This is a genomic window from Pseudomonas viridiflava, from assembly GCF_900602065.1.
Classification (GTDB): Bacteria; Pseudomonadota; Gammaproteobacteria; order Pseudomonadales; family Pseudomonadaceae; genus Aquipseudomonas.
In genome coordinates this window covers 213,427-237,822 of record NZ_UWFN01000310.1, presented here as the reverse complement: position 1 = coordinate 237,822, position 24,396 = coordinate 213,427, and the positions used below count along the sequence as shown (strand labels likewise).

The window sequence follows — 24,396 nt, the reverse complement described above, 5'->3', positions numbered from 1 at the left end:
CGACCGGCAAAGCGTCCATTATTTTTAGATGAAAAATAGTCGACTGGTCTAATAAATATTAGACATTCAACGTCGACCAAGGCAGATCAATGAACGATTCAATAACCAACAGCCATTTCTTTACCCCGACCAGATTGGGTAATCACACGCTTAAAAACCGCATCGTACTGCCGCCACTGACCCGGCAACGCAGCACCCAGCCAGGCAACATCGCTAACGAGCTCATGGCGCAGTATTACAGCCAGCGCGCAGGTGCCGGGTTTCTGGTTACCGAAGGCACGCAAATCGAACCGCGCGGTCAGGGCTACGCCTGGACACCGGGTATCTACACACAAGACCAGATCAATGGCTGGCGTAAAGTCACCGAAGCGGTGCATGCAGAAGGCGGCGTTATTTTCGCCCAGCTGTGGCATGTCGGCCGGGTGTCTCATACCGCGCTACAACCCAATGGCGCCGCGCCCGTATCGGCCTCTGCCATTGCGGCGGACCAGGTGAGCGTGTTTATCGAAACCGCACCCGGCGCGGGCGAACTGGTTAAACCTTCCGTACCGAGAGCGCTGACTACCGATGAGGTCCAGGAGCTTGTTCAGCTCTATATTCAAGCGGCACGCAATGCGATCGAAGCCGGTTTCGATGGCATCGAGCTGCATTGCGCCAACGGCTATCTGGTCAACCAATTCATTTCAGCCCACAGCAATCACCGCGAAGATCAATACGGTGGCTCGCTGGATAACCGCCTGCGTTTCTTGCGTGAGATCGTCGCCGGTGTCGCCGAGTGCATTGGCAAAGAGAAAGTCGGTGTACGTTTTGCGCCGCTGTTCACCAGCACTGATGAAGCCCGTACTTACCTGGGCCTGGTAGAGGAAGATCCGCACACCACGTATATCGAGGCGATCAAGGTTCTCGAGAATGCCGGTATTGCTTATCTGTCCATCGCCGAAGCGGATTGGGATAACGCGCCTGCGATGCCTGAAGCGTTTCGTCGTGACGTGAGAAGCACGTTCAGCGGGGCGATCATGTATGCCGGTCGCTATACCGCGCAAAGCGGCGCGGCACTGCTGGACTCAGGCCTGGCTGACCTCGTTGCATTCGGCCGCCCGTTCATTGCCAACCCGGACCTGCCAGCCCGTATCGCCAATGACTGGCCGTTGAACCCCATTAACCCGGCCACGGTGTATGGCGGCAATGCTGAGGGTTATGTGGATTACCCGTTGTACGCGCAGTAGCCATTCAAGTACGAGGACGAAGACCATCTGTAGGAGCCGAGCTTGCTCGCGATGAACGGTGACGCGGTACATCTGATGTACCTCATCGACTGATTCGCGGGCAAGCACTGCGCCAAAAGAACGTGGCCAACTCAGCCTGCGACTTCCCTCAAGCGCGCCAGCAAAACCTGCAGCGGATGGAGCACCGTTGTCCCCTCCTGACGCTTGACCTGACTGCGACAGGAATAGCCATCGGCGACGACCCGTCCGGAGGTGTTGAATTTCTGGATGAGCAGCTTCCACGACTGCCCGTAGATGATGTCCGACGTCGCAGCGTTTCGCGTTTCGTGACCGTAAGTGCCCGACATTCCACAACAGCCACTGGCCTGAACCTGCAATTTCAGCCCTGCCCGCTCGAAGATCTTCTGCCACAAACCGATGCTGCCGGGCTCGTTGGTCTTTTCCGTGCAGTGCGGCAGGAAGTGATAGGGCTCGGCTTCTTTCAGCGCTTCGCCGTCCGGCAGCGCATTGATCAGCCACTCCTGCGCCAGCATCACCGACGGTGTCTTGTCGGCATCCAGAGCCTTGGCGTACTCCTGGCGATAAACCAGGGTCATTGCCGGATCCAGCCCCACCAATGGAATCTGATACTGCTGCAGACTGAACAGCGACTGACCGTTGAAGCTGGCAGCCTTTTCAAACGCTTTGAGGAAGCCCTGCACCTGCAGCGGCTTGCCATTGGGCGCGTACGGGGCCAGATAAACCTTGTAGCCAAGCCTTGAGATCAGCTCCACCCAATCAGCCAGCAACGGGGTTTCGAAGAACCGGGTGAATGCATCCTGAACGAGGATCACACTTTTCGCCCGCTGCGCATCTGACAGCATTGCGAGGCGCTGTGGTGTCGCTATCTCAACGTTCCAACGTCGGCAAACGGCCGCAAAGTCCACCAGGCTCAACAAAGGACTGTCGACCATCCCCGCAATGCGCTCCAGCCCCCAGCGAACCGGACGTGCACTCATGACGAAGTTATAGAGGCGCGGCATCCTGGCAATATAAGGAACGGTGTATTCCAGCGAACCGATCAGGTAATCCTTGAGCGGACGCAGATAACGGCTGTGGTAGAGCTCAAGAAAACGCGAGCGGAATTCCGGCACGTTTACTTTCACAGGACATTGCCCTGCGCAAGACTTGCACGCCAGACAACCTGCCATCGCGTCGTAGACCTCGTGGGAAAAATCGTCCTGTCCCAACTTCTGCCTGACGGTATTAACCGCTCGCCGGGCGATATTCTGCGTCGATCCGGAGGCGGCATTCAGAACATCAACACCCTGCGCCCCTTGCAGTCGCAGCCACTCACGGATCAGCGAGGCCCGGCCCTTGGGAGAGTGAATACGATTGCGCGTAGCCTTCCACGAAGGACACATGGCGTCATCAGGGTCGAAGTTGTAACAAGCGCCATTGCCGTTGCAGTGAAGCGCTGCGTCGTAGCTTCGCCAGACGCGCTCATCGATGGTGCGATCCAGTTCGCCACGCAAACGAACCTCGTCGACACGGGTGAGTTGAGCGCTCGGCACTGTGCCCGGTGTGGCGATCTTGCCCGGGTTAAGCTGGTTGTGCGGGTCAAACGCCGCCTTGAGTGCCTGCAAGGCAGGGTAAAGCTCACCGAAGTAGTCAGGCACGTACTGGGAGCGTAACCCCTTGCCATGTTCGCCCCACAACAAACCTCCATGCTTTTGCGTCAGCGCCGCAACGGCGTCGGAAATCGGCCGGATCAAGGCCGCCTGATCCGGATCTTTCATGTCCAGAATCGGCCGAACGTGCAACACGCCAGCATCGACATGACCAAACATGCCGTACTGCAGACTGTAGCTGTCCAGCAGCGCCCGGAATTCCTGAATGAAGTCAGCGAGGTTTTCAGGTGGAACAGCAGTGTCCTCCACGAACGGCTGCGGCCGGGCTTCGCCTTTGACGTTACCGAGCAAGCCCACCGCCCGCTTGCGCATGGCATAGATACGTTTGAGCGCGTCGGCACCTATCGCAAGGGTATGGCCCAGTCGCACCACCGAAGTATCGCGCTGCAGGTGCAAGACGAAATCGTGGACTTTCTGCTGAACGATCTCCTGGTCATCGCCGCTGAACTCAATGATATTGATGCCCAATGTCGGCGTGTCGGGGTTTTCCGGGAAATACTCTGCGACGCCGTGCCAGACAATGTCTTTCATCGCCAGCATCAGGACTTTCGAATCGACGGTTTCGATGGAAAGAGGCTTCATTTCCATCAACGCTTTTGCGTCGCGCAACGCGTCCATGAAACCCGCATAACGCACGTTCACCAGAATTGAATACTTGGGAATCGGCAGGACATTCAATTTGGCTTCGACGATAAAGCCGAGCGAGCCTTCGGAACCGCATAGAACGCTGTTCAGGTTAAAAAGCCCGTTCGGCTCGCGCAGGTGCGCCAGGTCGTATCCGGTCAGGCAGCGATTGAGCTTGGGAAACGTGCTTTCGATCAGTTCAGCCTGAGTATCAACAATGCCCAGCGCACACCGATACACCTCACCTGAACGATCACTGCGATTCACGAGTGCTGCAAGTTTATCGGCATCAATCGGCATGCTGTCCAGACGATCCCCCCCCAGCAACACCGTGGAAAGCTCAAGCACATGGTCGCGCGTCTTGCCGTAAGTACAGCTGCCCTGCCCGCTTGCATCGGTGTTGATCATGCCGCCAATCGTCGCGCGGTTCGACGTCGAAAGCTCTGGCGCGAAGAACAACCCATGAGGCTTGAGCGCGGCGTTGAGCTGATCCTTGACCACACCACTTTGCACCCTGACCCAACGCTCCTCGACATTGATCTCAAGGATGTTGTTCAGATGACGGGACAGATCGACGACCACCCCGTCAGTCAACGATTGCCCATTGGTGCCCGTGCCACCACCGCGAGGCGTGAGGACGACCTTGCTATGCCCAGGATCGGCGACCAAGCGGGAAACAACCGCTACGTCCTGTTCATCCAGAGGGAACACAGCCGCCTGCGGCAGACGCTGGTAAATGGAGTTATCCGTTGCCAATACCGTCCGGGCACCATAATCACGCACTATTTCGCCGCGAAAACCCGCGGTCTGGAGCGCGTCAAGGAATGCTTCGTACGTGGTGTTCTGGACATCAGGCAGCGGCAACCGGGCAATCATGTGGAATTCCTACAGGCTAAAAAGCTAATCTATGCATTCACGTTGGGCATGCTCGGCTTATCGCGCGCAGAGCATCAGACTCTATTTTTTGTTAATTTTTGCGCCTCTCAGGCTTGGTCACAAGCGTAATTCCTGCTGGGTTTGCATGAGCGTTATGAATGAACCCTAGAAGACTGACTCCATCAATGTCGCTGTTGATCGCTTTTGAAGCCGCCGCCCGGCATGGCAGCTTCACCAAGGCAGCCGAGGAGTTGACGCTGACCCAGAGCGCTGTCAGTCGCCAGGTGCAGACGCTGGAGGCTCAACTTGAAGTCGAACTGTTCCGGCGTGACGGGCGCAAGATCGAACTGACCGCCGCAGGTGCGCTGTATCAGCATGAGCTGGCGGCAGCGCTGGGGCGCATTCGCAGCGCAACCTTGCAGACCATCTCCTACAAGAATGATGGCGGACCATTGAATCTGGCAGTGCTGCCAACCCTGGGCTCGAAGTGGCTGCTGCCGCGCATGCATGAGTTTTATGCAAAACACCCGGGGATACTGGTGCACATCCACTCACGGATTATTCAGGCGGAAGCCCAGCCCACGACTCACGACATGGACGCCATCATCTGCGTCGGCTCAGGTGAATGGCCAGGCTACATCTCGCATAAGTTGCTCAGCGAAAAGCTCGTCGTCGTTGCCAGTCCTACTGCCCTGCCTGAGTACCGGGCCATGTCACCGGCTAACGTCGCCGAGCATGCGCTGTTGAACGTGGTATCAAGGCCCAGCGCCTGGTCGGACTGGTTCGACAGCCATGATGTCGACCACCGAAACATGAGATCCGGCCCGAGCTTCGAGCTCACGGCGCATCTTATTCAGGCAGTTTCGGCAGGCATCGGGATCGGGCTGGTCCCTGAAATTCTCGTGCAGGACGAGCTCAAAAGCGGCGAACTCGTTGCACTGTTTGACTCGATGGACAGCGGGCGCAGCTACTACCTTGTCTACGCGAAGCGTTACCAGCATCTGCCTTCTTTGAACACCTTCAGCCACTGGCTGCTGTCGCTGCCGTTTCCTGACAAGTAAAATGCATTTCTTGTAGGAGCTGCCGAAGGCTGCGAAGCATTAACCGCTATCGCAGCCTTCGGCAGCTCCTACATATCGCTCGTTCACCGCGCGGTCCTACCGACTCAGGAAAGGGACTCCAAAAGGCTGTCCGCGATCACTCCCGACGCAACACTCTCTACCGAGCCAATAAGAAACACCGGCCCTCTGCCGTCCCAGCGAACAGTCACGCTTCCGCCATCGCACTCGACTTCGACACACGGGTCGAGCAGGCCACGACGAATACCGTTCACAACAGCGCCGCAGGAGCAGGAGCCTGAACCGAGCGCAATGCCAGCACCCCGCTCCCAGATGCGCAATCGAATATGCTTGCGACTCATAATCTGGACAAAATGCACATTCGTCTTGAGCGGAAACAGGTCATTGGTTTCAAGCGCCGGACCGATTTTCGCAATATCGACATCGGCCAGATCCTCGACAAAATAAGTGCAGTGCGGATTGCCCATGCTGCAAGCTGTTGGACGACCGGCCAGTGGCAAAACAACCGAGTCCAGCTCCAGGGCCAGCGGAATATCTGACCAGCCAAACAGCGGCTTGCCCATGTCGACCGCGATATCACCGTTAGACGTTCGCTCGCACGCCAACAAGCCGCGATTCGTCCTTAACGTTACCGACGTGACGTCCGCTTCACGCATCAACAGATCCGCAACACCCCGCGTCGCGCTTCCACACGCATCCAGCGCAGAGCCGTCCGCGTTCCAGAATATCAAGCGTGCCGCTGCATCGTCGCAATCCAGCAGCACCGCGAGTTGATTGAAGCCCAGACCTCGATTCCGGTCACCCAATCGCCGGGCAACGGCACTGGTGAACGGGTTGGGAGCGTTCCGCGTATCCACAATGACGAAGTCATCGCCATTGGCATGCATTTTATGAAAACCAAACGGCATCAATAGATCCTGCAACAAGACATGGGGTGATGTTCAGAGCGCTTCAGTCGACCACAAACAACCTGGCACCGGTAGTGGTAAATGATCGATGCCCTTCGGCGTCATTGCTCACTTGATAGCTCATACCAGCAGTGAGTATGAATTGGCGACCATCCTCCAACTCAGTGTGCAATTCGCCCTCCAGACACAGCAGGATATGGCCTCTCCAACACCAGTGATCCGCCAGGTAGCCGGGGCTGTATTCGACCATGCGAACTCGGATCGAACCGAACTCACAGGTACGCCAATAAGCAGTACCGGTTTCACCGGCATGTTCAACAGGTTCGATTGTCGACCAGTCGGTTGTACCGAACGGGAAAGCGGTGAGTTCAATCATGGCGGGCTCAAAACACGAGGGATGTAAACCCTATCAGCCTGGCAGAGTTGCCGACAGATACAGATTCCTCAAGGTCGCGGGATACAGAGCGCATCCTTCGGCCTTACGAAATTGGGTCATGCATAGTGAGAGCGATACATTCACTCGCCCTACTGAAGAAGTGGCGAGCTTGCGGAAAACACAAACAAAGAAGGCGCCTCGCCGGCGCCCTTCCCCTGATTCAACGAACGCACTGACGGACTTGCGTGCTACGCAATTCAAGCCGCCAGCGACTGTTGCAAATCTATTTTTGCTGAAGCATTGCCACTTCAAGACGTGCCTCATGACGAGCTTTTTCGGCGCTTGCCTGAATAATTCCAGGAATCAGAAAAGCATCAATCAACAGCCAGATGCCGGTAATGATAAGAGGGAAGATGGTGAAGCAACCGATCAAGGTAATGATCAGCTGAACAACTGCAGTGCCCGTTTTGCCGAGATAAAAACGGTGACCGCCGAACCCGCCCAAAAAGAACCACAGCAGATAAGCGACACCAGTGGATTTCTTGGCATTCGCGACTTTCTGTTCAACCAGCATTTCGGCTTGCAACGAGGACATTCAGGTTTCCTTTCCCAATCGGGATTCCATGTGTCGAACTGACACGATCTGATTTCAAGCGGGAATGGTATCATTTTGAAATCATCTAGTTCTTGAGAAAAATCGATGAGTTCTGACAAAAAATCCCGCCTGCAAAAATGGCTCACAAGTCGTTGCACACACGCTTTAGAAACCGACGGTGTTGCCGATAGTCTGGACATCCGATAGACATCCCTCCCCGCCCAGTATGTATAGCGCCCCATGAAGCCACTAAATACCGTATTTCATCTCACTACCCTGGGCATTGCGATATCAAGCGCGCTATTCCTCTCGCCTGCGTTCGCAAATGGTGGCGCAGTCGGCAGCGATGGCGACAACGTTACATACGGTGGATCCAGCCAGGGTTCGGCGGGCACGAACGGTGATGGTGGCAACGGCGCGCCTGTCACCTCACAAAACGTGGGCAACTCCGATATTAATACGCAACCCTCTACGCCAGGCGGTATTGGTGGGAGCGCTTCTGGCTCTGGTGGTGCCGGCGGTGCTGGTGGCGGGTCGGTTTTCGGCGGACTTAGCGCTGGCGGCACGGGTGGAAACGCCTCTTCATCCTCCGCCTCGTCCGCGAATGGCGGCGGGGGCGGCAAGGTCTCCAACAATACGGTCACGCTGACCAATGTCACGCTAACGGGAGCGGACGGAGGCGACGGTGGTGATACATCGTCTTCTGGTACTTTTGCTGTAAGTGCTTCTGGCGATGCTGGCGGTCAAGGGGGTGGGTCAGTCTACGGCGGATTCAGCACCGGCAGTGCAGGCGGAGACTCTTCATCCTCATCCTCCGGGCCCTTTCCCTCCTCCAGCCCCTCTTCCGCCAATGGTGGCGAAGGCGGAGAGGTTTCCGGCAATACCGTCACACTGACCGACGTCACGCTAACGGGAGCCAACGGGGGCACCGGTGGTGATACTTCCTCTTCCGGAACTATTGTCAGCTCCGGCGCTAGTGGTGCTGGTGGTCAGGGTGGGGGGTCTGTATACGGCGGATTCAGTGCCGGCGGCAGCGGGGGGCACTCCTCAGCCACCGCCTCCGACACCGCAAATGGCGGCGACGGCGGCGAGGCCTCCGGCAACACGGTCACGCTGACCAATGTCACGCTTACGGGAGCCAATGGAGGCGACGGCGGTGATACTTCCGCTTCTGCCACCATTGCTAGCACGGGTGCTGGTGGCGCTGGAGGCCAGGGTGGGGGATCGGTATTCGGCGGATTTAGCTCCGGTGGCGCGGGGGGGCACTCCTCTTCCTCATCTTCAACCTCACCTTCCGCCTACCCTTCCTCCGCCAATGGAGGCGACGGAGGCCAGGTCTCCGACAACACGGTCACACTGACCGATGTCACGATAACGGGGGCAGACGGTGGCGACGGTGGCGATGCTTCCTCCTCCGGTAATATCACTCTCACGGGTGCTGGTGGTGCTGGTGGTCAGGGAGGGGGGTCGGTATATGGCGGATTCAGTGCCGGCGGCAGCGGGGGGCACTCTTCATCCTCATCCTCATTCTTATCTTCCTCCTCTTCATCCGCTATGGGCGGCAACGGAGGCGAGGTCTCCGGCAATACGGTCACGCTGACCAATGTCACGCTGACGGGAGCCAATGGAGGTGACGGCGGAAATAGTTCCTTTTCTGCTGGTGGTGCTGGTGGTCAGGGTGGGGGCTCGGTATACGGTGGATTCAGTGCAGGCGGCGGCGGTGGATTCTCTTCCTCTTCTTCATCTTCGCCTTCCACCCCCTCTTCCCCTGCGTTCGCAAATGGCGGCAACGGCGGCGAGGTCTCCGGCAATTCGGTCACGCTGACCAATGTCACGCTAACCGGGGCCATCGGAGGAGACGGCGGAAATAGTTCCTCTTCTGCAGGGGGGGCTGATGGTCAGAGAGGTGGATCAGTATTCGGCGGATTCAGCGCCGGCGGCGCGGGAGGAACCTCCTTTTCCTCCAATGACGGCGATGGCGGCGATGGCGGCCATGTCTCCGGTAACAAGGTGACGATCTCAGGAACGTCCTCCCTTTCCGGAGATATCTATGGAGGCTACAGCCAGGGCGGCGCAGGAGGCAATACTGGAACTACCGGCGAGGGAGGCCGGGTCGAGAACAATATCGTGACACTGGAAGGCGCCAGCTTAATCATTGGAGGATCGGTCTACGGGGGTTACAGCGTTAATGGCGATGGAACGGTTAACAATAGCAAAGCATTCACTGGCAACACCTTGAACCTGAACGGTTACCGAGGCTCGCTGACCGGCATCTACAACTTTGAGAAGTACAACTGGGTGCTGCCCAAAGACGTCATTAACAACGACACGCTGATCACTATCACAGGATCTGACAAGGTTCAGCTCACCGGCACCACACACACGATGGCGATAGAAAACGACGGCAACGTTCTCAATGCCGGTGACACCGTGACGTTGATCGACAAAGCCCAAGGCACACCCACGCTCACGACGACACAGATCACACAGGGCCATTTCATTATTTACGACGCGAACTTAAGCGTCGTAAATGATGAATTGGTTCTGAGCATTGATGGCAAAAAGGCCGCGAGCTCTCCCACCCCTGCTGGCCGACTCAACCCGACATCCAAAGCCTTTCTGGAAGGCCGCGCCGCGTCCCTGGCTGTTACCAATCAAGGCGCAGATCTGATCAGTGATAACGGTATTAGCGCGGCCCGTTCCAGCCTGCAACAAACCAGCAAAAATGGCAGCGGTGTCAACCTGGCACCATTTACTGCTGTAAGCGGTGGTTCCAGCCGTTACAAAACCGGTTCACACATCGATGTGCGCGGTTTTAGCGTGGCATTGGGCGTCGCTACAGGCTTTGAGCTGCAAGATCAGAGTGCAATCACCCTGGGTGTTTTTGCAGAGCATGGCAGCGGTAATTACGACAGCTACAACAGCTTCACCGGTTACGACCCGGTCCGCGGCGGTGGTGATTTCCGTTACACCGGTGGCGGAGTCTTGTTCCATATGGATGTGGCCGACACGGGGCTGAATAAAAAACCAGGATCTGATACCGGCGCCAAAGATGGCCTGTACCTCGACGCCTCTGTGCGTACGGGTACTGCAAAAATGAGTTTTGATAGTAATGACCTGACCGACGCCGAAGGTGTACGGGGTCAATACGATACTAAATCCAGGTACTACGGCGCCCTGGCGGGTGTGGGTTACATCCTGAACCTCGACGAGAAGCAGTCGCTGGATGTTTATGGTCGCTACACTTGGGGCAAGCAAAATGCCGACAAGGTGAATATCGGCAATGACCAACTGACTTTCGGCGCCTCCCAAAGCTCTCGGGTTCGTGTGGGCACGCGCTACAGCTATGCCTACACCCGCCGGATCAAGCCTTACGCAGGTGTAGCCTATGAGCATGAGTTTAAAGGCGACGCCTCAGGAAGTGCCTATGACCTTTCCATCGAAAAGCCTTCGCTAAGTGGCAATACAGGTATTGTTGAAGTGGGTGCGACGATGAATCCACTGGCTGCCGTCGAGGCTCTGAGCGTCGATGTGGGTGTGCAGAGTTATCTTGGTGATCGTCAGGGCGTGACGGGTTCATTCAAGGTCAGCTACTCGTTCTGACACACGATGCTTGAGGCGAATAGGTCTGTCGCAGAGCACTCGTCGCCCCCGATTTTTTGACCGGAGCTCTTCACATCCGAACAAGAGCTCCGATTCATGCAGCCCTCCCACGGCGGCACTACTGGTTTTCGGGCGAAGGTCTGGCGGTATTGATAGACTTGCAACCCCAAGGTCGCCGACAAGAATCCTGGGCCACTTGGCCCGCAGCAGCACCCGCCAGTTTTCTTGCCTGGATAGTCGCCATATCGAAAGTGGTGCGCGTCCACTTCAAGCGGTACAGCGCACCATCGACACCCCAAAAAACCCGAAAATACGTAGAGCATAATGGTACAGAACGCCCACTCCAGCCCAGTAAACACAAGCGCTACGGTATCCAGACGCTTCTCCGTAGCGCCGATGATGGACTGGACAGACCGCCACTGCCGCTTCTTCCTGCGCCTCCTCTCGAAGAACGCCCTGCTCTACACCGAAATGGTCACCACTGGCGCTTTGCTCAACGCTGATCCACATCGCTTCCTCCAGCACGACGAGGCGGAGCATCCGCTGGCGTTGCAGTTGGGCGGTAGCGTTCCGGCGGATCTGGCGGCGTGCGCGCGGATGGCTGAGGCCGTGGGCTATGACGAGGTCAATCTGAATGTCGGCTGCCCGAGTGACCGGGTGCAAAACAATATGATTGGTGCGGTGCTGATGGCGCATCCGCAGTTGGTGGCTGATTGCGTCAAGGCGATGCGTGACGCGGTGTCGATACCGGTGACGGTCAAGCACCGGATCGGGATCAATGGTCGCGACAGTTACGAGCAATTGTGCGATTTCGTCGGGACTGTGCGCGAAGCGGGCTGCACCAGTTTTACCGTGCATGCGCGAATTGCGATTCTTGAGGGGCTGTCTCCCAAGGAAAACCGCGATATCCCGCCGCTGCGCTATGACGTTGCTGCGCAGTTGAAGCGCGACTTCCCTGACCTGGAAATCATCCTCAATGGCGGGATCAAGACCCTTGAACAATGCCAGGAGCATTTACAGGTGTTCGACGGCGTGATGCTGGGTCGGGAGGCGTATCACAACCCTTATCTGCTGGCTGAAGTCGATCAGCAGTTGTTCGGTAGCGATGTTCCGGTGATTTCCCGCGCCGAGGCGCTGGCGGCGATGCGTCCGTACATTGCAGCGCACATCCAGAGCGGTGGCTCGATGCACCATGTCACACGTCACGTGTTGGGCCTGGGCACCGGTTTCCCAGGGGCACGCCGCTTCCGGCAACTACTTTCGGTGGACATCCACAAGACTCAGGATCCATTGGCGCTTCTGGATCAGGCGGCTGGCCTGCTGGAAGGTCGCTGAAGCCACAGAGTTGAACCCACGGAACAAGTGCCGCAGATCGTGCTCCAACCAGTCTGGATCGAGTTTTCGCCCACCCGGGCAGCAGGCCGCCCTGTTCTGGCGCGGCGTTATGCTTTGCGCCCTTGAGTGGGCGGCAACGCTCGGGTAATGTCACCTAACCGCACAGGACAGAGCACGCTCATGACTTCCAAGCTGGATCAACTCAAAGCATTCACCACCGTTGTTGCCGACACCGGCGATTTCGCTGCCATCGAGAAACTCAAGCCGGTCGACGCGACCACCAACCCTTCCCTGCTGCTCAAGGCCGGTTCCAGCGACAGCAATGCTGACCGCCTCAAAGCAGCCTTCAGCGGCGCTAATGGCGATATCGGCCTGGCGTCTGATCGCTTTGCCGTCGCTATCTGCCAGGAAATCCTCAAGGTCATACCAGGCCGGGTTTCCACCGAAGTCGATGCCCGCCTCTCTTTTGATACCAATGCCTGTATCGACCGCGCCCAACGCCTGATCGACATGTATGACCAGGCGGGTATCAGCAAGGATCGTATCCTGATCAAGCTGGCGTCGACCTGGGAAGGTATTCGTGCTGCCGAAGTACTGGAAAAGAAAGGCATCCAGTGCAACCTGACTCTGCTGTTTTCCTTCGCACAGGCCCAAGCGTGTGCCGATGCAGGCGTGTTCCTGATTTCGCCGTTCGTGGGCCGGATCTACGACTGGTACAAAAAGGCTGAAGGCAAGGATTACGTCGGCGCCGAAGATCCGGGCGTGAAGTCCGTGACCCGCATCTACAACTACTACAAGGCCAATGACTACAAGACCGTGGTCATGGGTGCCAGCTTCCGCAACCTGAGCCAGATCGAGCAATTGGCGGGCTGTGATCGCCTGACCATCAGCCCGGACCTGCTGCAAAAACTGGCGGAAGACACCGGCACGCTGGAGCGCAAGCTGAACCCGGGCAACGCCGGTGAGCCGCGTGTAACGTTGAACGAAAGCCAGTTCCGTTGGGCGTCCAACGAAGATGCCATGGCAACCGAGAAGCTGGCCGAAGGTATTCGTCAGTTCGCTCGCGACCAGGAAAAACTCGAAGCATTGCTCAGCGCCAAGGTCTGATCAATGCACTGAAAGACCAGGCTGAAATACTAAAAGGGCGACATCCTCGCGGATGCCGCCCTTTTTGCTGATCGTCATTCAGTTACGAATCAAAAGTCTTGAAGGATCAGTGACGCTCAAGCGCGTTGACAAGATCATGGAACGCTTCGCGATTGGAGTCGTTGAGTCCCATGAGAATCTTGTGCGCTTCCAGCACCTTGGCCTTGACCACTTCTTCGCACTGATCCTGGGACGGCAGGTCCGTCAGGCATTCAGGACACGGGATTGGCCGGTCAACAATGTTGAACACCTGGTCGAAACCCATCGACTGCAAAAGCCGGGTGATGTCTTCATGGGTGGTGACCAGCGTAGGCAAAAGCCCGACTTTTTGACGCGACAAAATCGACAGTTTGGCCAGCAAGCCAAGCGTCGTGCTGTCGATGCTGCGGGTTTCGGTGAGGTCGATAACCACCGCCGAAAAATTCAGAGCGGTGAAGATTCGCTCAATAGTCGCATCCAAAGCCGAACATAAGGTCAGGCGCACTTCCCCAACAAACTTGAGAACGAAGGTGCCTTCTTGCTCGGCGAACTGGATTCTACCGGTACTCATTCAAGGTTCCTGCTCAACACTAACAAGGCGATATCATCCGGCATCTCCCCTAGCGTGGCCAATCCAAAAGTCTGACGCAAGCCATCCAGGCTGCCGCCCGCCGCTTTTACCAGTTCAGGTAGCGCGGCTTCTTTCTCTTTGAGTGTATCACCGGGAAGTAGATCCAGAATGCCATCAGACAACAGGGTCAGACTAAACGACTCTGGCAAGTCGATCACATGATCCTGATAGGTGGCTTCGTTAAACAGACCCACCGGGAAACCACGGCCTTCCAGATAGCGTGCTTCACCCGGCGTATACAACACAGGCAGTGGCAAATGACCGCCGACTGCATAAGTCATTTTCCCCGAACCCTCGTCAATCACGCCACCCACCATCGTCACATGCTTACCCAGCTTGCAACTGATCAGACCGCGGTTGATGTGGCCGAGAACATCCGAAGGCTTGAACTCCGGTAGTGTACCGCCTCGCTTGGATTCGAACAGCAGGCGCGTGGTCATGAACTTCAGCAGCACGGTAATAAATGCCGACGAAGCACCATGCCCGGAAACATCTGCCAGATAGAACGCCACCCGGCGCTCGTCTACTCGGAAGTAATCGACGAAGTCACCCGACAGGTAAAGCGACGGGATGATTTCATGGGCGAAGTTGAACTGGTCGATCGACCACGGACTGATCGGCAGCATGTTCATCTGCACCTGGCGACCGGCATCCTGGTCTTCCTGAAGAAGATGCAGGCTGGCCTCCAGTTCGCGGTTGGCGGCTTCAAGCTTCTTGCGGTAAAGCTGGTTTTCCTGAAGCAGGCGCGCGCGATCCAGCGCCCGACGAACCGAGTGCTCCAGCACTGCCAGGTCTTCAAGAGGTTTGATCAGGTAATCGGCAGCGCCCAGGCGTAGCGCCTCGACGGCATCGTTCATGACGCCCGCACCAGACACCACGATAACAGGAGTTTCCGGCGCAATAGCCGTCACCTGCCGGATAAGCTCTAGCCCGCCCATCTGCGGCATGCGCAAGTCGCAGATCACCAGATCGGGCTTGTCCTGCTCGAATATCTGTATGCCCTGCAAGCCATTGTTAGCTTGCAGGACGCTGAAGCCACTGTCTTCCAAGTAGGCGGCGAGGCTCGCTCGCACTACTTCGTCGTCATCGATTATCAGCAGCGTGGCACTGGTTTTCTGCATGTGGGCAAACGGCGCCAGATTAGGTTGGCGTAGGCAACCCGGTTCACGGGTCTGCGTACTGGATTCGCTTCTAGCCTCTCTGACCGCACGACCGGACTTTTGATCCTGTAAGTGGCGTTTCAGAGGTGCCCTTCAAGGCGCAGACGGTACTCCCATCCGACGGGCGTTTCAAGCACGCGCCAGCGCCCACTTTGCGTCTTTACACGGCAAATCGCTCAGAGTTATAAGAACCATGAATTCAGCAACGAAAACGAAGGACTAAATATGAGTCTAAATGATCGAAGCTACGAGGAGAAAAGAGACTACATCCGGATGCGCGTGGAAGCCGACATCAGTTTGATCTACGCAGGCCAGGTCATCCCGGCTGTGTGCATTGATTTATCGAGCTCCGGGATGCAGGTACAGGCGCCCAGAACTTTCAAAGTGGGCGACAAACTGAGCGTGCGAATCGATTCAGACCATGCGGCCCTCAAGGGCCTTGAGGCAGAAACAGAGGTTGTGTGGGTGACTGACGAGGCCGACGGCAAAAACTGGGCCTGACTATCGTCAAGATGCACTGAGACGCTGCGGAACTGGTTCACAAATAGTAAAAAATAAAGGCGACCACAGGTCGCCTTTATTTATTCCCGACGCATCAATCAGAAGTCGTCAGTGACCTGGCCGTCCTTGACGCGGAACTCGCGGTTCTGCAGATACGCGTTACGAATGAAGATGTACTTGTCGCCATTGATCAGGCGTTCGGCCGACAACAGGCTGGCACGGGTATCAACCAGGTTTATGCCCAGCGCAGTGTTGCGCGTAGGCACGTGATCGATATAGCGGTATGGCGAAGTGTAGGTATCCGGATACTTGGCGATGGCGTCACGCACAGTGCTTGGACCAAACAATGGCAGCACTACATACGGACCGCTCTGCACACCCCAGTAACCCAGTGTCTGACCAAAGTCTTCGTCACTGCGCTGAAGGCCCATTTTGGTGCCCACATCAATGAAGCCCAGCAGACCGAATGTGGTGTTGAAGATCAAGCGAGCGGTATCGACACCGGCAGCAGCAGGTTTGGCCTGCAGCACGTTGTTGGCCAGGTTTCCGACATCACCGATGTTGTTGAAGAAGTTATGCACGCCATCTTCAACGAACTGCGGAGCAATGAATTGATAGCCCTGCGCGATAGGCTTCAGTGCGTAGGTATCAATGGTGTCATTGAAACGGAACACGACCCGGTTAACACCTTCCCACGGATCTTCTTCGGCGGCCTGTGCAACCATTGGCACCAGCGCCATACCGGCACAAACACACAGCTGAGCAAGACGATTGAACACACCAGCACCGGTCACGGGCATAGCTGAAACTCCTGGCAAAAGTAATGAAGCGGGCGCTACGCCCCCACACGTCAAGGCGGGGAGTATAAGGCCATATGACAGGAATTAGGCAGCACCTTGGCTATTCGAGTCTGTAAGACCGATAAAACACTTTAAACGCCATCACCAGATATTCATCTTACTGTCACAAATGCCCCGTAGCGTTCAGCGTTATTTCAGAGATATCGCCATGCTCGCGCCCGTGACCGCTCCCCTGCCCGCGTTTACCGCCATTCTTTTTGGCCTGAGCGGCTGTCTGGTGGATTTTGGTGCGCAAGCGCGCAGTGTGTCCGAACTGAGCGACGAGCACTCGCTGACCACGCCAGGCGCCTTCAAAGCGTTACAGAGGCTGCATCAGCAGGATATCCCTTGCGCCTGGGTGGATGAATTGCCAGGCAACCTGACCGCCAGGCTGGCTCAGCCATTAAGCCATCTGATCAGAGCCACTCCGACGACAAAGGCTCGCTGGCCGGCTCCCGATGCCTGCTGGCAGGCTTTGATGGAATTGAATGTCAGCCAGCTGGACGGTTGCGTACTGGTCAGCGGCGAGCCAAGGCTCCTGCAAGCCGGCCTCAATGCAGGGCTTTGGACGGTGGGACTCGCATCGTGCGGATCACTGTGCGGCCTATCCCCCTCGCAGTGGCAGGCACTGACCGATGCCGAGCGCGAATACCGACGGGGCCAGGCGACATTGCAGCTTTACGCGCTGGGCGTGCATTCGGCGATTGATCATCTGGGCGAACTGGAGTCGTGCCTGGCTGACATCGCGCTGCGCCGGACCAAGGGCGAGAAGCCCTGACATAGAATTTTTGGGTGCACTCCCGGACTGTAAACGCAGACCCGCAGGACTGGCTTTAGCCGCGAGGGCGCCGGACTGGACGCGCAATCTGCAGGCAAGCCGCACCAGAGTGGATTAGTCTTGTCACATACCCATGACGAACCTTTGGCCCTGCGCCGGGGTCCATGGGACAGACTTATCAATGAAGGAGCACGTCATGCCTGCCCGCGAACTGCAAGAACAACTCAATACCCTGCGCGAGCAACTGGAGCAGAATCCACCCCTGAATGAAGCAGAGCGCGCCGATCTGGAAGCCCTGGCGCAGCAGATCCAGTCACAAATCGAGCTGGAGTCCGTAACTCAGGATCCTAGCCTGGCCGATGGCGTCAATCTTGCCGTTGAGCGCTTTGAACTCGAACACCCGGGCATCGCAGGCACACTGCGCAATATCGTCGTGACCTTGGGAAACATTGGTATTTGACGTCTTGAGAAGTCAAACCGCAGCCCATAAAAAGCCCGTCAGTGACGGGCTTTTTGCTGCCTACTGTCGAGCCAGACGGCGATTATCCGGAGTGATCGACTCCGTGCTGCGATACGGATTGATATCCAGCCCACCGCGACGCACATAACGTGCATAAACCGTCAGCTTCTCTGGTTTGAGCAAACGTTGCAGGTCGAGAAAGATACGTTCGACGCATTGCTCATGAAAATCCGAATGCTGACGAAAGCTGACGATGTACGCCAGCAGGCTCGCCGGGTCCAGCTCGGCACCGCGATACTCCACCGCTACGCTGCCCCAGTCCGGCTGACTGGTCACCGGGCAGTTGGACTTGAGCAGATGACTGTGCAGGCTTTGTTCGACAACACGGGATTCATCGCAACGCAGCAGCTCAGGCTGCGGCCGGTCGTAACTATTGATGCTCACATCAAGCTCGTCGATGCATAGGCCCGGCATCGTCGCCACGCCTTCGCCTTCAATGTCCGCAAGACTGCGGATACGCACGCCTACCGGCTTACCCGCTGCGGCTGACAAGTCCTTTACCAGCGTCGCGATCAGCTCTGCACGATCAACAAAGGCCGTCTGATTCAGCGAGTTCAGGTACAGCTTGAACGATTTGGACTCGATGATATTCGGCGAATCAGCCGGGATGCTGAACTCCGCAATGGCCACGACTGGCTTGCCGGATGGCAACAGCCAGGACAACTCATAGCAATTCCAGAAGTCCACCCCCTGATAGGGCAACGTCTGTGCAGTCAGACCCAGCTCGGCCCATTTCGCGGCACGCGGGATCGGAAACAACAAAGACGGTGTGTAAGTGGCAATGTATTCACTGGACTTGCCCAGCGGCGAGTGTTCGGCTGCAGGATGCATGACGGTACCTGGATCACTTGAAGCTATCGGAGTAAGCCGACAAGTTTATAGGGTTTACGCCGCCCTTTCAGCGGCTACTCGGTAATTGTCAGTTTGCCGACCATGCCAGCCTGATAATGCCCAGGGAGATTGCAGGCGAATTCGAGATTGCCGGCCTTGGCAAACGTCCACGTCAGCTCAGTGGTCTTCCCGGGTTCAACCAGCACGCTGTTGGGATCATCGTGCTTCATTTCCATCGAGCCGTGATCCATTGCGTGATGATTCATGCCGGTCGGCGTGAGCATGCCGCTCTGCTGCATCTTGATCATTTCCTGCTGATGACTGGCGTGCATCGCTGCATCACCCAGATTGAACTCATGCAGTAACTGGCCCTTGTTGATCAGCACAAAACGCACAGTCTCACCCGCCTTGACCTGTACCGCTTTGGGATCGAAATACATGTCACCCAAAACCAGTTCGATTGTGCGGGAGGCCTGCGTGGCTGGCGCAGCGTGCCCGAACGCAAGTGCGGGGGTAGGCGATGCGAGCAATGGCTGACTGAGTGTCAACAGCGCGGCAACCAGTGAGAGGCGAGCGATAGAGGGCATGGTGTTCTCCAAAAGTGGCGAAAACAGAGGCTGAAGTGGGCGGTACTGGCGGGCGGGCCTGACAACAGGAAACTGTAGGCCCGCCCCATCAATTACTCGTATCGCAATGCGTGCGCTGGCTGAATCTGCGCCGCGCGCCAGGCTGGGTAAAGTGTGGCGAGGAAGCTGAGAATGAAGCCGGCGCTACAGATCAGCACCACGTCGCCCGCTTGCAGCTCGGAAGGCAGGTTGCTGATGAAGTACACATCGGAGCTAAAGATGTGCTGGCCACTGACCCGCTCCACCCAACCAACAAGACTGCTGACGTTGATTGCTGCGATGATCCCCAGCACGCCGCCAATAATAGTGCCGACGATACCGATGACCGTTCCCTGGACCATGAAGATGGTCATGATCTGCCGGGGCGTCGCGCCAATCGTGCGCAGGATCGCAATGTCCGCGCCCTTGTCATTCACCACCATGATCAGCGTGGCGATGATATTGAACGCCGCCACGGCGACGATCATCAGCAGCAACAGGCCGATCATGGTTTTTTCCATTTTCATCGCACTGAACAGACTGCCTTGAGTGTGGGTCCAGTCGTCGGCGCGGTAATCAGCACCCAGACCGCCAGCGATCACCTTCGAGACCTCAGGCGCTTTATACAGATCTTTCAAGGCCAGTCGCACGCCCTGCACCTGATCAGGCTGCCAGCGTTGAATCTGCGCGGCGTCGGCGACATTGATCAAGGCCATGGAGCCATCAAGCTCGGCGCCAACCTTGAAGATACCGACCACGGTCAACCGTTGCAGACGCGGCGTGATGCCACCCGGCGCACTGCTGACTTCAGGCACGATCAAGGTCAACTTGTCGCCGACGTTCAGACGAAAGCGACGAGCACTCAGCTCGCCCAGCACCACACCGAACTCACCGGCTTTCAAGTCTTGCAGTTTGCCCTGCACGATATGCTTGGCAACGATCGATACCTCATGCTCCAGCGCAGGATCGACACCGCTGATCTGGATTGGCTGCATCGCCCCCTTGTAAGACAGCATGCCGTCCATCTCAGTGAACGGTACAGCGGCGGTGACTTCAGGATTCTTCAGCGCAGCGGCGGCGGCCGGCTTCCAGTCATCCAGCGGCTGGACGCCTGCGATCACCGCGTGGGGGACCATGCCCAGGATGCGCGAACTCATTTCCCGCTGGAAACCGTTCATTACAGACAGCACGACAATCATCGCCAGCACACCAAGCGCCAGGCCGATCATCGAAGTCATGGAAATGAACGAGATGAAATGGTTGCGGCGCTTGGCGCGGGTGTAGCGCGTGCCAATAAAAATGGATAACGGTCGAAACATTCGCAGTGCACCGTAGAAAAAATTACCGCAAAAATGACACCCGGCGCGATCAATTGCGCCGGGGCAACGGGGTCACGCTTCTACCAGACGCCCATCTTCCAGACGCCACACACGATCCATCTGTCTGGCCAGATTCATGTCGTGAGTCACCACCAGAAACGCTGTTCGCGACGATGTGCTCAGCTCCAGCATCAAGTCCTGAATACCCTGCCCGGTGTGGTGGTCCAGGTTACCGGTCGGCTCATCGAGCATCACCAGCCCCGGCTGGTTGACCAGTGCTCGGGCAATGGCCACACGCTGACGCTCACCGCCAGACAACTCTGAAGGTTTGTGCGCCAGACGGTGTCCCAGGCCTACCCGCTCCAGCAACGCTGTCGCACGCTGACGGGCTTCGGGGATCGCCGTCTTGCCGATCAGCAGCGGCATGCAGACGTTCTCCAGCGCAGTGAATTCCGGCAGCAAATGGTGGAACTGGTACACGAAACCCAGTGCCCGGTTGCGCAACAGGCCGCGAGCCTTCTCACCCAATGCGGAGAGCTCTTCACCCGCCAGCCAGACACTGCCCTCGGAAGGCGTATCGAGGCCGCCCAGAAGGTTGAGCAAGGTACTTTTGCCCGAACCCGAACTGCCGACAATCGCCACGCGCTCGCCTGGGAACAATTCCAGCTGCAGCCCGGACAGGACTACAACCGACTCTGGGCCTTCCTCGTAGGATTTGCCCAGGTTGCGGCAACTCAAGACTGCTTTATCACTCATGCCCGACTCACTCATAACGTAACGCCTCCGCCGGTTGGGTGCGCGCTGCGCGCCAGGCCGGATACAAGGTGGCGAGGAAACTCAGAACCAATGCCGCACCGCATACCATCAACACGTCTTCGGCCATCAATTGCGACGGCAGGTAGTCGATAAAGTACACGTCAGCGTTGAGAAACTTGTGGCCGATCAGGCCTTCCAGAGCGGAAATCGCGGCGCTGACGTTGAGCGCGGCGATGATGCCTACGACCGCGCCTATAAAGGTTCCGACGACGCCAATCACCGTGCCCTGGACCATGAAAATCGCCATGATCTGCCCAGGCGTGGAACCCAGCGTGCGCAGGATCGCGATGTCGCCTTTCTTGTCGTTGACCACCATGACCAACGTAGAAATGATGTTGAACGCTGCAACCGCCACGATCAGCAACAACAACAAACCGATCATGGCTTTTTCCATGCGGATCGCCTGATACAGATTGCCGTGGGTGCGCGTCCAGTCACGGGAGTAGTAATTATGTTCGCCGAGGGTCTGGGCGATTTGATAAGAGGTGCGCGGCGCTTCGAACAGGTCTTCGAACTTGAGACGCAAACCCTGGACCTCATTGGATTTCCAGCGATGCAGACGGCCCAGATCGTCAAGATTGGTCAGCCCCAGGTAACCATCCAGCTCACCGGCCCCCACATGAAAAATGCCGGTCACGGTAAAACGCTTCATGCGCGGGAACATGCCAGCGGGCGTGACCGTCACCTCAGGAGCAACAAAGGTCACCTTGTCACCCACCCCGACACCGAGCTTGGTGGCTGCCTTGTCGCCGATCACGATGCCGAAGTCACCGGCCGACAGATCATCGAGCTTCCCCTGCTTCATGAAGTCATCGATGATCGAAACTTTCCGCTCTTGCGCCGGGTCGATGCCATTGAGCAGGACTTTCTGCACGCTGCCATTATTGGTCAGCAGACCTTGCATCTGGGTGAACGGCGCGACAGCGACAACCTGCGGATTTTGCCTGACCTTGTCAGCCAGAGCCTGCCAGTTGCCGATCGGTTCACCGGCTTCAATGGTGGCGTGCGGGACCATGCCAAGCACGCGAGTACGCATTTCATGATCGAAACCATTCATGACCGATAAGACGACTATCATGACCACTACGCCCAGGGCGAGACCAATCATGGAAGTCAGGGAAATGAAGGAGACAAAATGATTACGGCGTTTGGCACGGGTGTAACGCGTGCCTATGAATACAAAAAGAGGTCTGAACATTTAGGGACTTGTTCGGAGGAATGGGGACGTCCTTGTGGCGGGCCTAAGCGTGCAGCTTTACACTCGAAAACACTCTAAGCACTGCGAGCAACCACTATGACCATCGCCGCTACCATGGGTTCGCCATGTCGACATTAGATGAAGAAGAACGCCGCGAATACTACCGTATCGAGGACAGTGTCGCACTGGAAATTAACCTCTTGTCCAGCACCGACCACGCCGGGCACCAGTCCATGCGTGAGACCTCGGCACTCTTTGAACTGCTCAGCGAACTGCACATCAGCGAGTTCGAATCCCAGCACCTTTTGCGTCAGCTGGATGAGCGGGACCGAGTGGTGAGCAGCTTGCTGCAGTCCTTCGGCAAACGCATTGAATTGCTCGGCCGCGTGGTAGCGCAAACCACTCTGGGCAAGCTCGGAGCCCCGCAGCCAGTGATTATTTCTGAAGGTGGCGTGCAATTTCACAACCCTGCGAGCTTCGCCGTTGATGCCCAACTGTCGATCAAAATGGTCCTGATGCCGCAAGCTTCGGCCTTGATGCTGCACGCCAAAGTGACGCATTGCGACATGCTGCCGGATGGCCAGTTCGAGATCGGCACCGAGTTCATCGATCTGCCCGACTCTCAGCGCCAACTGCTGGCCCGATACATTTTGCAACGACAAGCTGCACTGCGACGCCAGGCGCTGGAGCAGGAAAAGCCTGCATAAACGACACGCTGGTCCTGTACAGACTGTGTGAAAACGTAGCGAGCGACGGCAAGACAAGGCAAAAACAGCCGAAAAAGCGGAGTCTAGGTGTTCTAAATGAGCATTTTTCGGCTGTTTTTAACGCAGTATTGCCGAGCGCAGTAGTTTTCACACAGTCTGTGTAGGAGCTGCCTAAGGCTGCGATGGCGGAGTGTCAGGCTAAATGCTTCGCAGCCTTCGGCAGCTCCTACAGGGAATGTATTCCATCCAGAGGGTGCATTTGATAACAGCACAGAAATGACCATCACACCAAGACCAACGCCTTGAAGGCCACCAGGAGTAAACGTGACCCTTATTTATGGCCACCGCGGCGCCAAAGGCGAAGCACCGGAAAACACCCTGACCAGCTTTCAGGAATGCCTCAAACACGGCGTACGCCGCTGTGAGCTTGACCTGCATCTTTCTCGTGACGGGGAACTGATGGTGATCCATGACCCAACCCTGAAGCGCACCACGGACAGGCGCGGCAAGGTTATTGAACACAGCGCCGCGGATCTGGTGACTTATGACGCACGCAAAGGCGGCCCCGGCTGGATCAATCCCTGCACGATCCCTCGTCTTGAAGAGCTGTTCGAAAAGTGCGATTTCGAGCACTGGCAACTGGAGGTCAAAAGCGCTTCGCGCACGCGGGCCGCATCAACCGTGCTGGCAATCCGCGAAATGGCTCAGCGCCACGGCTTGCTGGACAAGATCACGATTACCTCAAGCTCTCGAGAAGTGCTTAAAGCGGCACTGGAGCTGACGCCTGATATCTCACGAGGCCTGGTGGCCGAATACGCCTGGCTGGACCCGCTAAAGGTCGCCCAAAGCTACGGCTGTGAGTATCTGGCATTGAACTGGACACTCTGCACCCCTGAACGCCAACAGAAAGCTCAACGTCAGGGTTTGCATGTGTCGGTGTGGACGGTCAACGAACCCGCGCTGATGCGCAGGCTCGCCGACTTCGGCGTAGACAGCCTGATTACAGACTTTCCCGGTTTGGCCAGCGCCACCCTCGAGAATCGCTGAAATCGGTCTCCCCGGCCGGCTCAGGCC

The 24,396-nt window shown here is 57.1% G+C and carries 21 protein-coding genes and 1 pseudogene; 10 read left to right on the top strand and 12 right to left on the bottom strand.

The features are described from left to right. Positions 1 to 101: 101 nt before the first annotated feature. The gene (locus EE949_RS23510; RefSeq protein ID WP_240350436.1) at positions 102 to 1,226 is read left to right on the top strand and encodes an alkene reductase; all 1,125 of its coding nucleotides are present in this window, start codon (positions 102 to 104) and stop codon (positions 1,224 to 1,226) included. A gap of 131 nt (positions 1,227 to 1,357) precedes the next feature. Here EE949_RS23510 and ydiJ read toward each other — a convergent pair whose 3' ends face one another. After that, positions 1,358 to 4,396 carry a D-2-hydroxyglutarate dehydrogenase YdiJ gene (gene ydiJ, locus EE949_RS23505; RefSeq protein ID WP_122666475.1) on the bottom strand — a complete coding sequence of 1,013 codons (3,039 nt, stop codon included), beginning with the start codon at positions 4,394 to 4,396 and terminating at the stop codon, positions 1,358 to 1,360. A 158-nt stretch (positions 4,397 to 4,554) separates the two neighbouring features. On the opposite strand from ydiJ, the gene EE949_RS23500 reads away from it, so the two are divergent. Beyond that, positions 4,555 to 5,457 carry a LysR substrate-binding domain-containing protein gene (locus tag EE949_RS23500; protein WP_122666474.1) on the top strand — a complete coding sequence of 301 codons (903 nt, stop codon included), beginning with the start codon at positions 4,555 to 4,557 and terminating at the stop codon, positions 5,455 to 5,457. Positions 5,458 to 5,561: 104 nt separating this feature from the next. Here the strand turns inward: EE949_RS23500 and dapF are convergent, their stop codons facing one another. The 3 genes from dapF to EE949_RS23485 all read right to left on the bottom strand — a co-directional run bounded on the left by dapF (position 5,562) and on the right by EE949_RS23485 (position 7,354). Further along, on the bottom strand, positions 5,562 to 6,383 hold the full coding sequence (dapF, locus tag EE949_RS23495; RefSeq protein WP_122666473.1) for a diaminopimelate epimerase: 822 nt from the start codon (positions 6,381 to 6,383) through the stop codon (positions 5,562 to 5,564). A gap of 43 nt (positions 6,384 to 6,426) precedes the next feature. Beyond that, positions 6,427 to 6,756, bottom strand: coding sequence for a DHCW motif cupin fold protein (locus tag EE949_RS23490; RefSeq protein WP_122666630.1), 330 nt, complete (start codon positions 6,754 to 6,756; stop codon positions 6,427 to 6,429). 286 nt (positions 6,757 to 7,042) lie between these two features. Further along, positions 7,043 to 7,354, bottom strand: a complete 312-nt coding sequence (locus tag EE949_RS23485; protein ID WP_122666472.1) for a TM2 domain-containing protein — start codon at positions 7,352 to 7,354, stop codon at positions 7,043 to 7,045. Positions 7,355 to 7,594: 240 nt separating this feature from the next. On the opposite strand from EE949_RS23485, the gene EE949_RS29895 reads away from it, so the two are divergent. The 3 genes from EE949_RS29895 (at position 7,595) to tal (ending at position 13,399) form a co-directional block, all read left to right on the top strand. Continuing rightward, entirely contained in the window at positions 7,595 to 10,957 is a 3,363-nt protein-coding gene (locus EE949_RS29895) for an autotransporter outer membrane beta-barrel domain-containing protein (RefSeq protein WP_240350426.1), read from the top strand. Positions 10,958 to 11,281: 324 nt separating this feature from the next. Then, positions 11,282 to 12,292 (top strand): tRNA dihydrouridine(20/20a) synthase DusA, encoded by a 1,011-nt coding sequence (gene dusA / locus EE949_RS23475; RefSeq protein WP_122666471.1) that lies wholly within the window; start codon positions 11,282 to 11,284, stop codon positions 12,290 to 12,292. A 180-nt stretch (positions 12,293 to 12,472) separates the two neighbouring features. Further along, positions 12,473 to 13,399 carry a transaldolase gene (gene tal, locus EE949_RS23470; RefSeq protein WP_122666470.1) on the top strand — a complete coding sequence of 309 codons (927 nt, stop codon included), beginning with the start codon at positions 12,473 to 12,475 and terminating at the stop codon, positions 13,397 to 13,399. Between the two features lie 106 nt (positions 13,400 to 13,505). On the opposite strand, the gene rssC is transcribed toward tal, so the two are convergent. Both rssC and rssB read right to left on the bottom strand, forming a co-directional pair. Beyond that, positions 13,506 to 13,988 carry an anti-sigma factor antagonist RssC gene (gene rssC, locus EE949_RS23465; RefSeq protein WP_122666469.1) on the bottom strand — a complete coding sequence of 161 codons (483 nt, stop codon included), beginning with the start codon at positions 13,986 to 13,988 and terminating at the stop codon, positions 13,506 to 13,508. After that, complete coding sequence (rssB, locus tag EE949_RS23460; protein ID WP_122666468.1) at positions 13,985 to 15,169, bottom strand: two-component system response regulator RssB; 1,185 nt, start codon at positions 15,167 to 15,169, stop codon at positions 13,985 to 13,987. Before rssB ends, rssC begins: the two co-directional genes overlap by 4 nt. Positions 15,170 to 15,433: 264 nt before the next feature. On the opposite strand from rssB, the pseudogene EE949_RS23455 reads away from it, so the two are divergent. Next, positions 15,434 to 15,729, top strand: a pseudogene (locus tag EE949_RS23455) (PilZ domain-containing protein). A 78-nt stretch (positions 15,730 to 15,807) separates the two neighbouring features. Here the strand turns inward: EE949_RS23455 and EE949_RS23450 are convergent. Further along, positions 15,808 to 16,509, bottom strand: a complete 702-nt coding sequence (locus tag EE949_RS23450) for an MlaA family lipoprotein (protein WP_122666467.1) — start codon at positions 16,507 to 16,509, stop codon at positions 15,808 to 15,810. 208 nt (positions 16,510 to 16,717) lie between these two features. On the opposite strand from EE949_RS23450, the gene EE949_RS23445 reads away from it, so the two are divergent. Further along, positions 16,718 to 17,326 (top strand): HAD family phosphatase, encoded by a 609-nt coding sequence (locus EE949_RS23445; RefSeq protein WP_122666466.1) that lies wholly within the window; start codon positions 16,718 to 16,720, stop codon positions 17,324 to 17,326. A gap of 196 nt (positions 17,327 to 17,522) precedes the next feature. After that, positions 17,523 to 17,786 carry a DUF4404 family protein gene (locus tag EE949_RS23440; RefSeq protein ID WP_122666465.1) on the top strand — a complete coding sequence of 88 codons (264 nt, stop codon included), beginning with the start codon at positions 17,523 to 17,525 and terminating at the stop codon, positions 17,784 to 17,786. A gap of 60 nt (positions 17,787 to 17,846) precedes the next feature. Here the strand turns inward: EE949_RS23440 and queF are convergent, their stop codons facing one another. The 5 genes from queF to EE949_RS23415 all read right to left on the bottom strand — a co-directional run bounded on the left by queF (position 17,847) and on the right by EE949_RS23415 (position 22,615). After that, entirely contained in the window at positions 17,847 to 18,677 is an 831-nt protein-coding gene (gene queF / locus EE949_RS23435) for an NADPH-dependent 7-cyano-7-deazaguanine reductase QueF (protein WP_122666464.1), read from the bottom strand. Between the two features lie 74 nt (positions 18,678 to 18,751). Further along, on the bottom strand, positions 18,752 to 19,264 hold the full coding sequence (locus EE949_RS23430; protein ID WP_122666463.1) for a cupredoxin domain-containing protein: 513 nt from the start codon (positions 19,262 to 19,264) through the stop codon (positions 18,752 to 18,754). 92 nt (positions 19,265 to 19,356) lie between these two features. After that, positions 19,357 to 20,601 (bottom strand): lipoprotein-releasing ABC transporter permease subunit, encoded by a 1,245-nt coding sequence (locus EE949_RS23425; RefSeq protein WP_122666462.1) that lies wholly within the window; start codon positions 20,599 to 20,601, stop codon positions 19,357 to 19,359. 72 nt (positions 20,602 to 20,673) lie between these two features. Further along, complete coding sequence (gene lolD / locus EE949_RS23420) at positions 20,674 to 21,357, bottom strand: lipoprotein-releasing ABC transporter ATP-binding protein LolD (protein WP_205504740.1); 684 nt, start codon at positions 21,355 to 21,357, stop codon at positions 20,674 to 20,676. A 7-nt stretch (positions 21,358 to 21,364) separates the two neighbouring features. After that, on the bottom strand, positions 21,365 to 22,615 hold the full coding sequence (locus EE949_RS23415; RefSeq protein WP_122666460.1) for a lipoprotein-releasing ABC transporter permease subunit: 1,251 nt from the start codon (positions 22,613 to 22,615) through the stop codon (positions 21,365 to 21,367). A gap of 125 nt (positions 22,616 to 22,740) precedes the next feature. Here EE949_RS23415 and EE949_RS23410 point away from each other — a divergent pair, with 125 nt between their 5' ends. Beyond that, positions 22,741 to 23,322, top strand: a complete 582-nt coding sequence (locus EE949_RS23410; RefSeq protein ID WP_122666459.1) for a PilZ domain-containing protein — start codon at positions 22,741 to 22,743, stop codon at positions 23,320 to 23,322. Positions 23,323 to 23,646: 324 nt separating this feature from the next. Then, a complete protein-coding gene (locus tag EE949_RS23405; protein WP_122666458.1) occupies positions 23,647 to 24,369 on the top strand; it encodes a glycerophosphodiester phosphodiesterase in 723 nt (240 codons plus the stop codon). Positions 24,370 to 24,396: the final 27 nt, after the last annotated feature.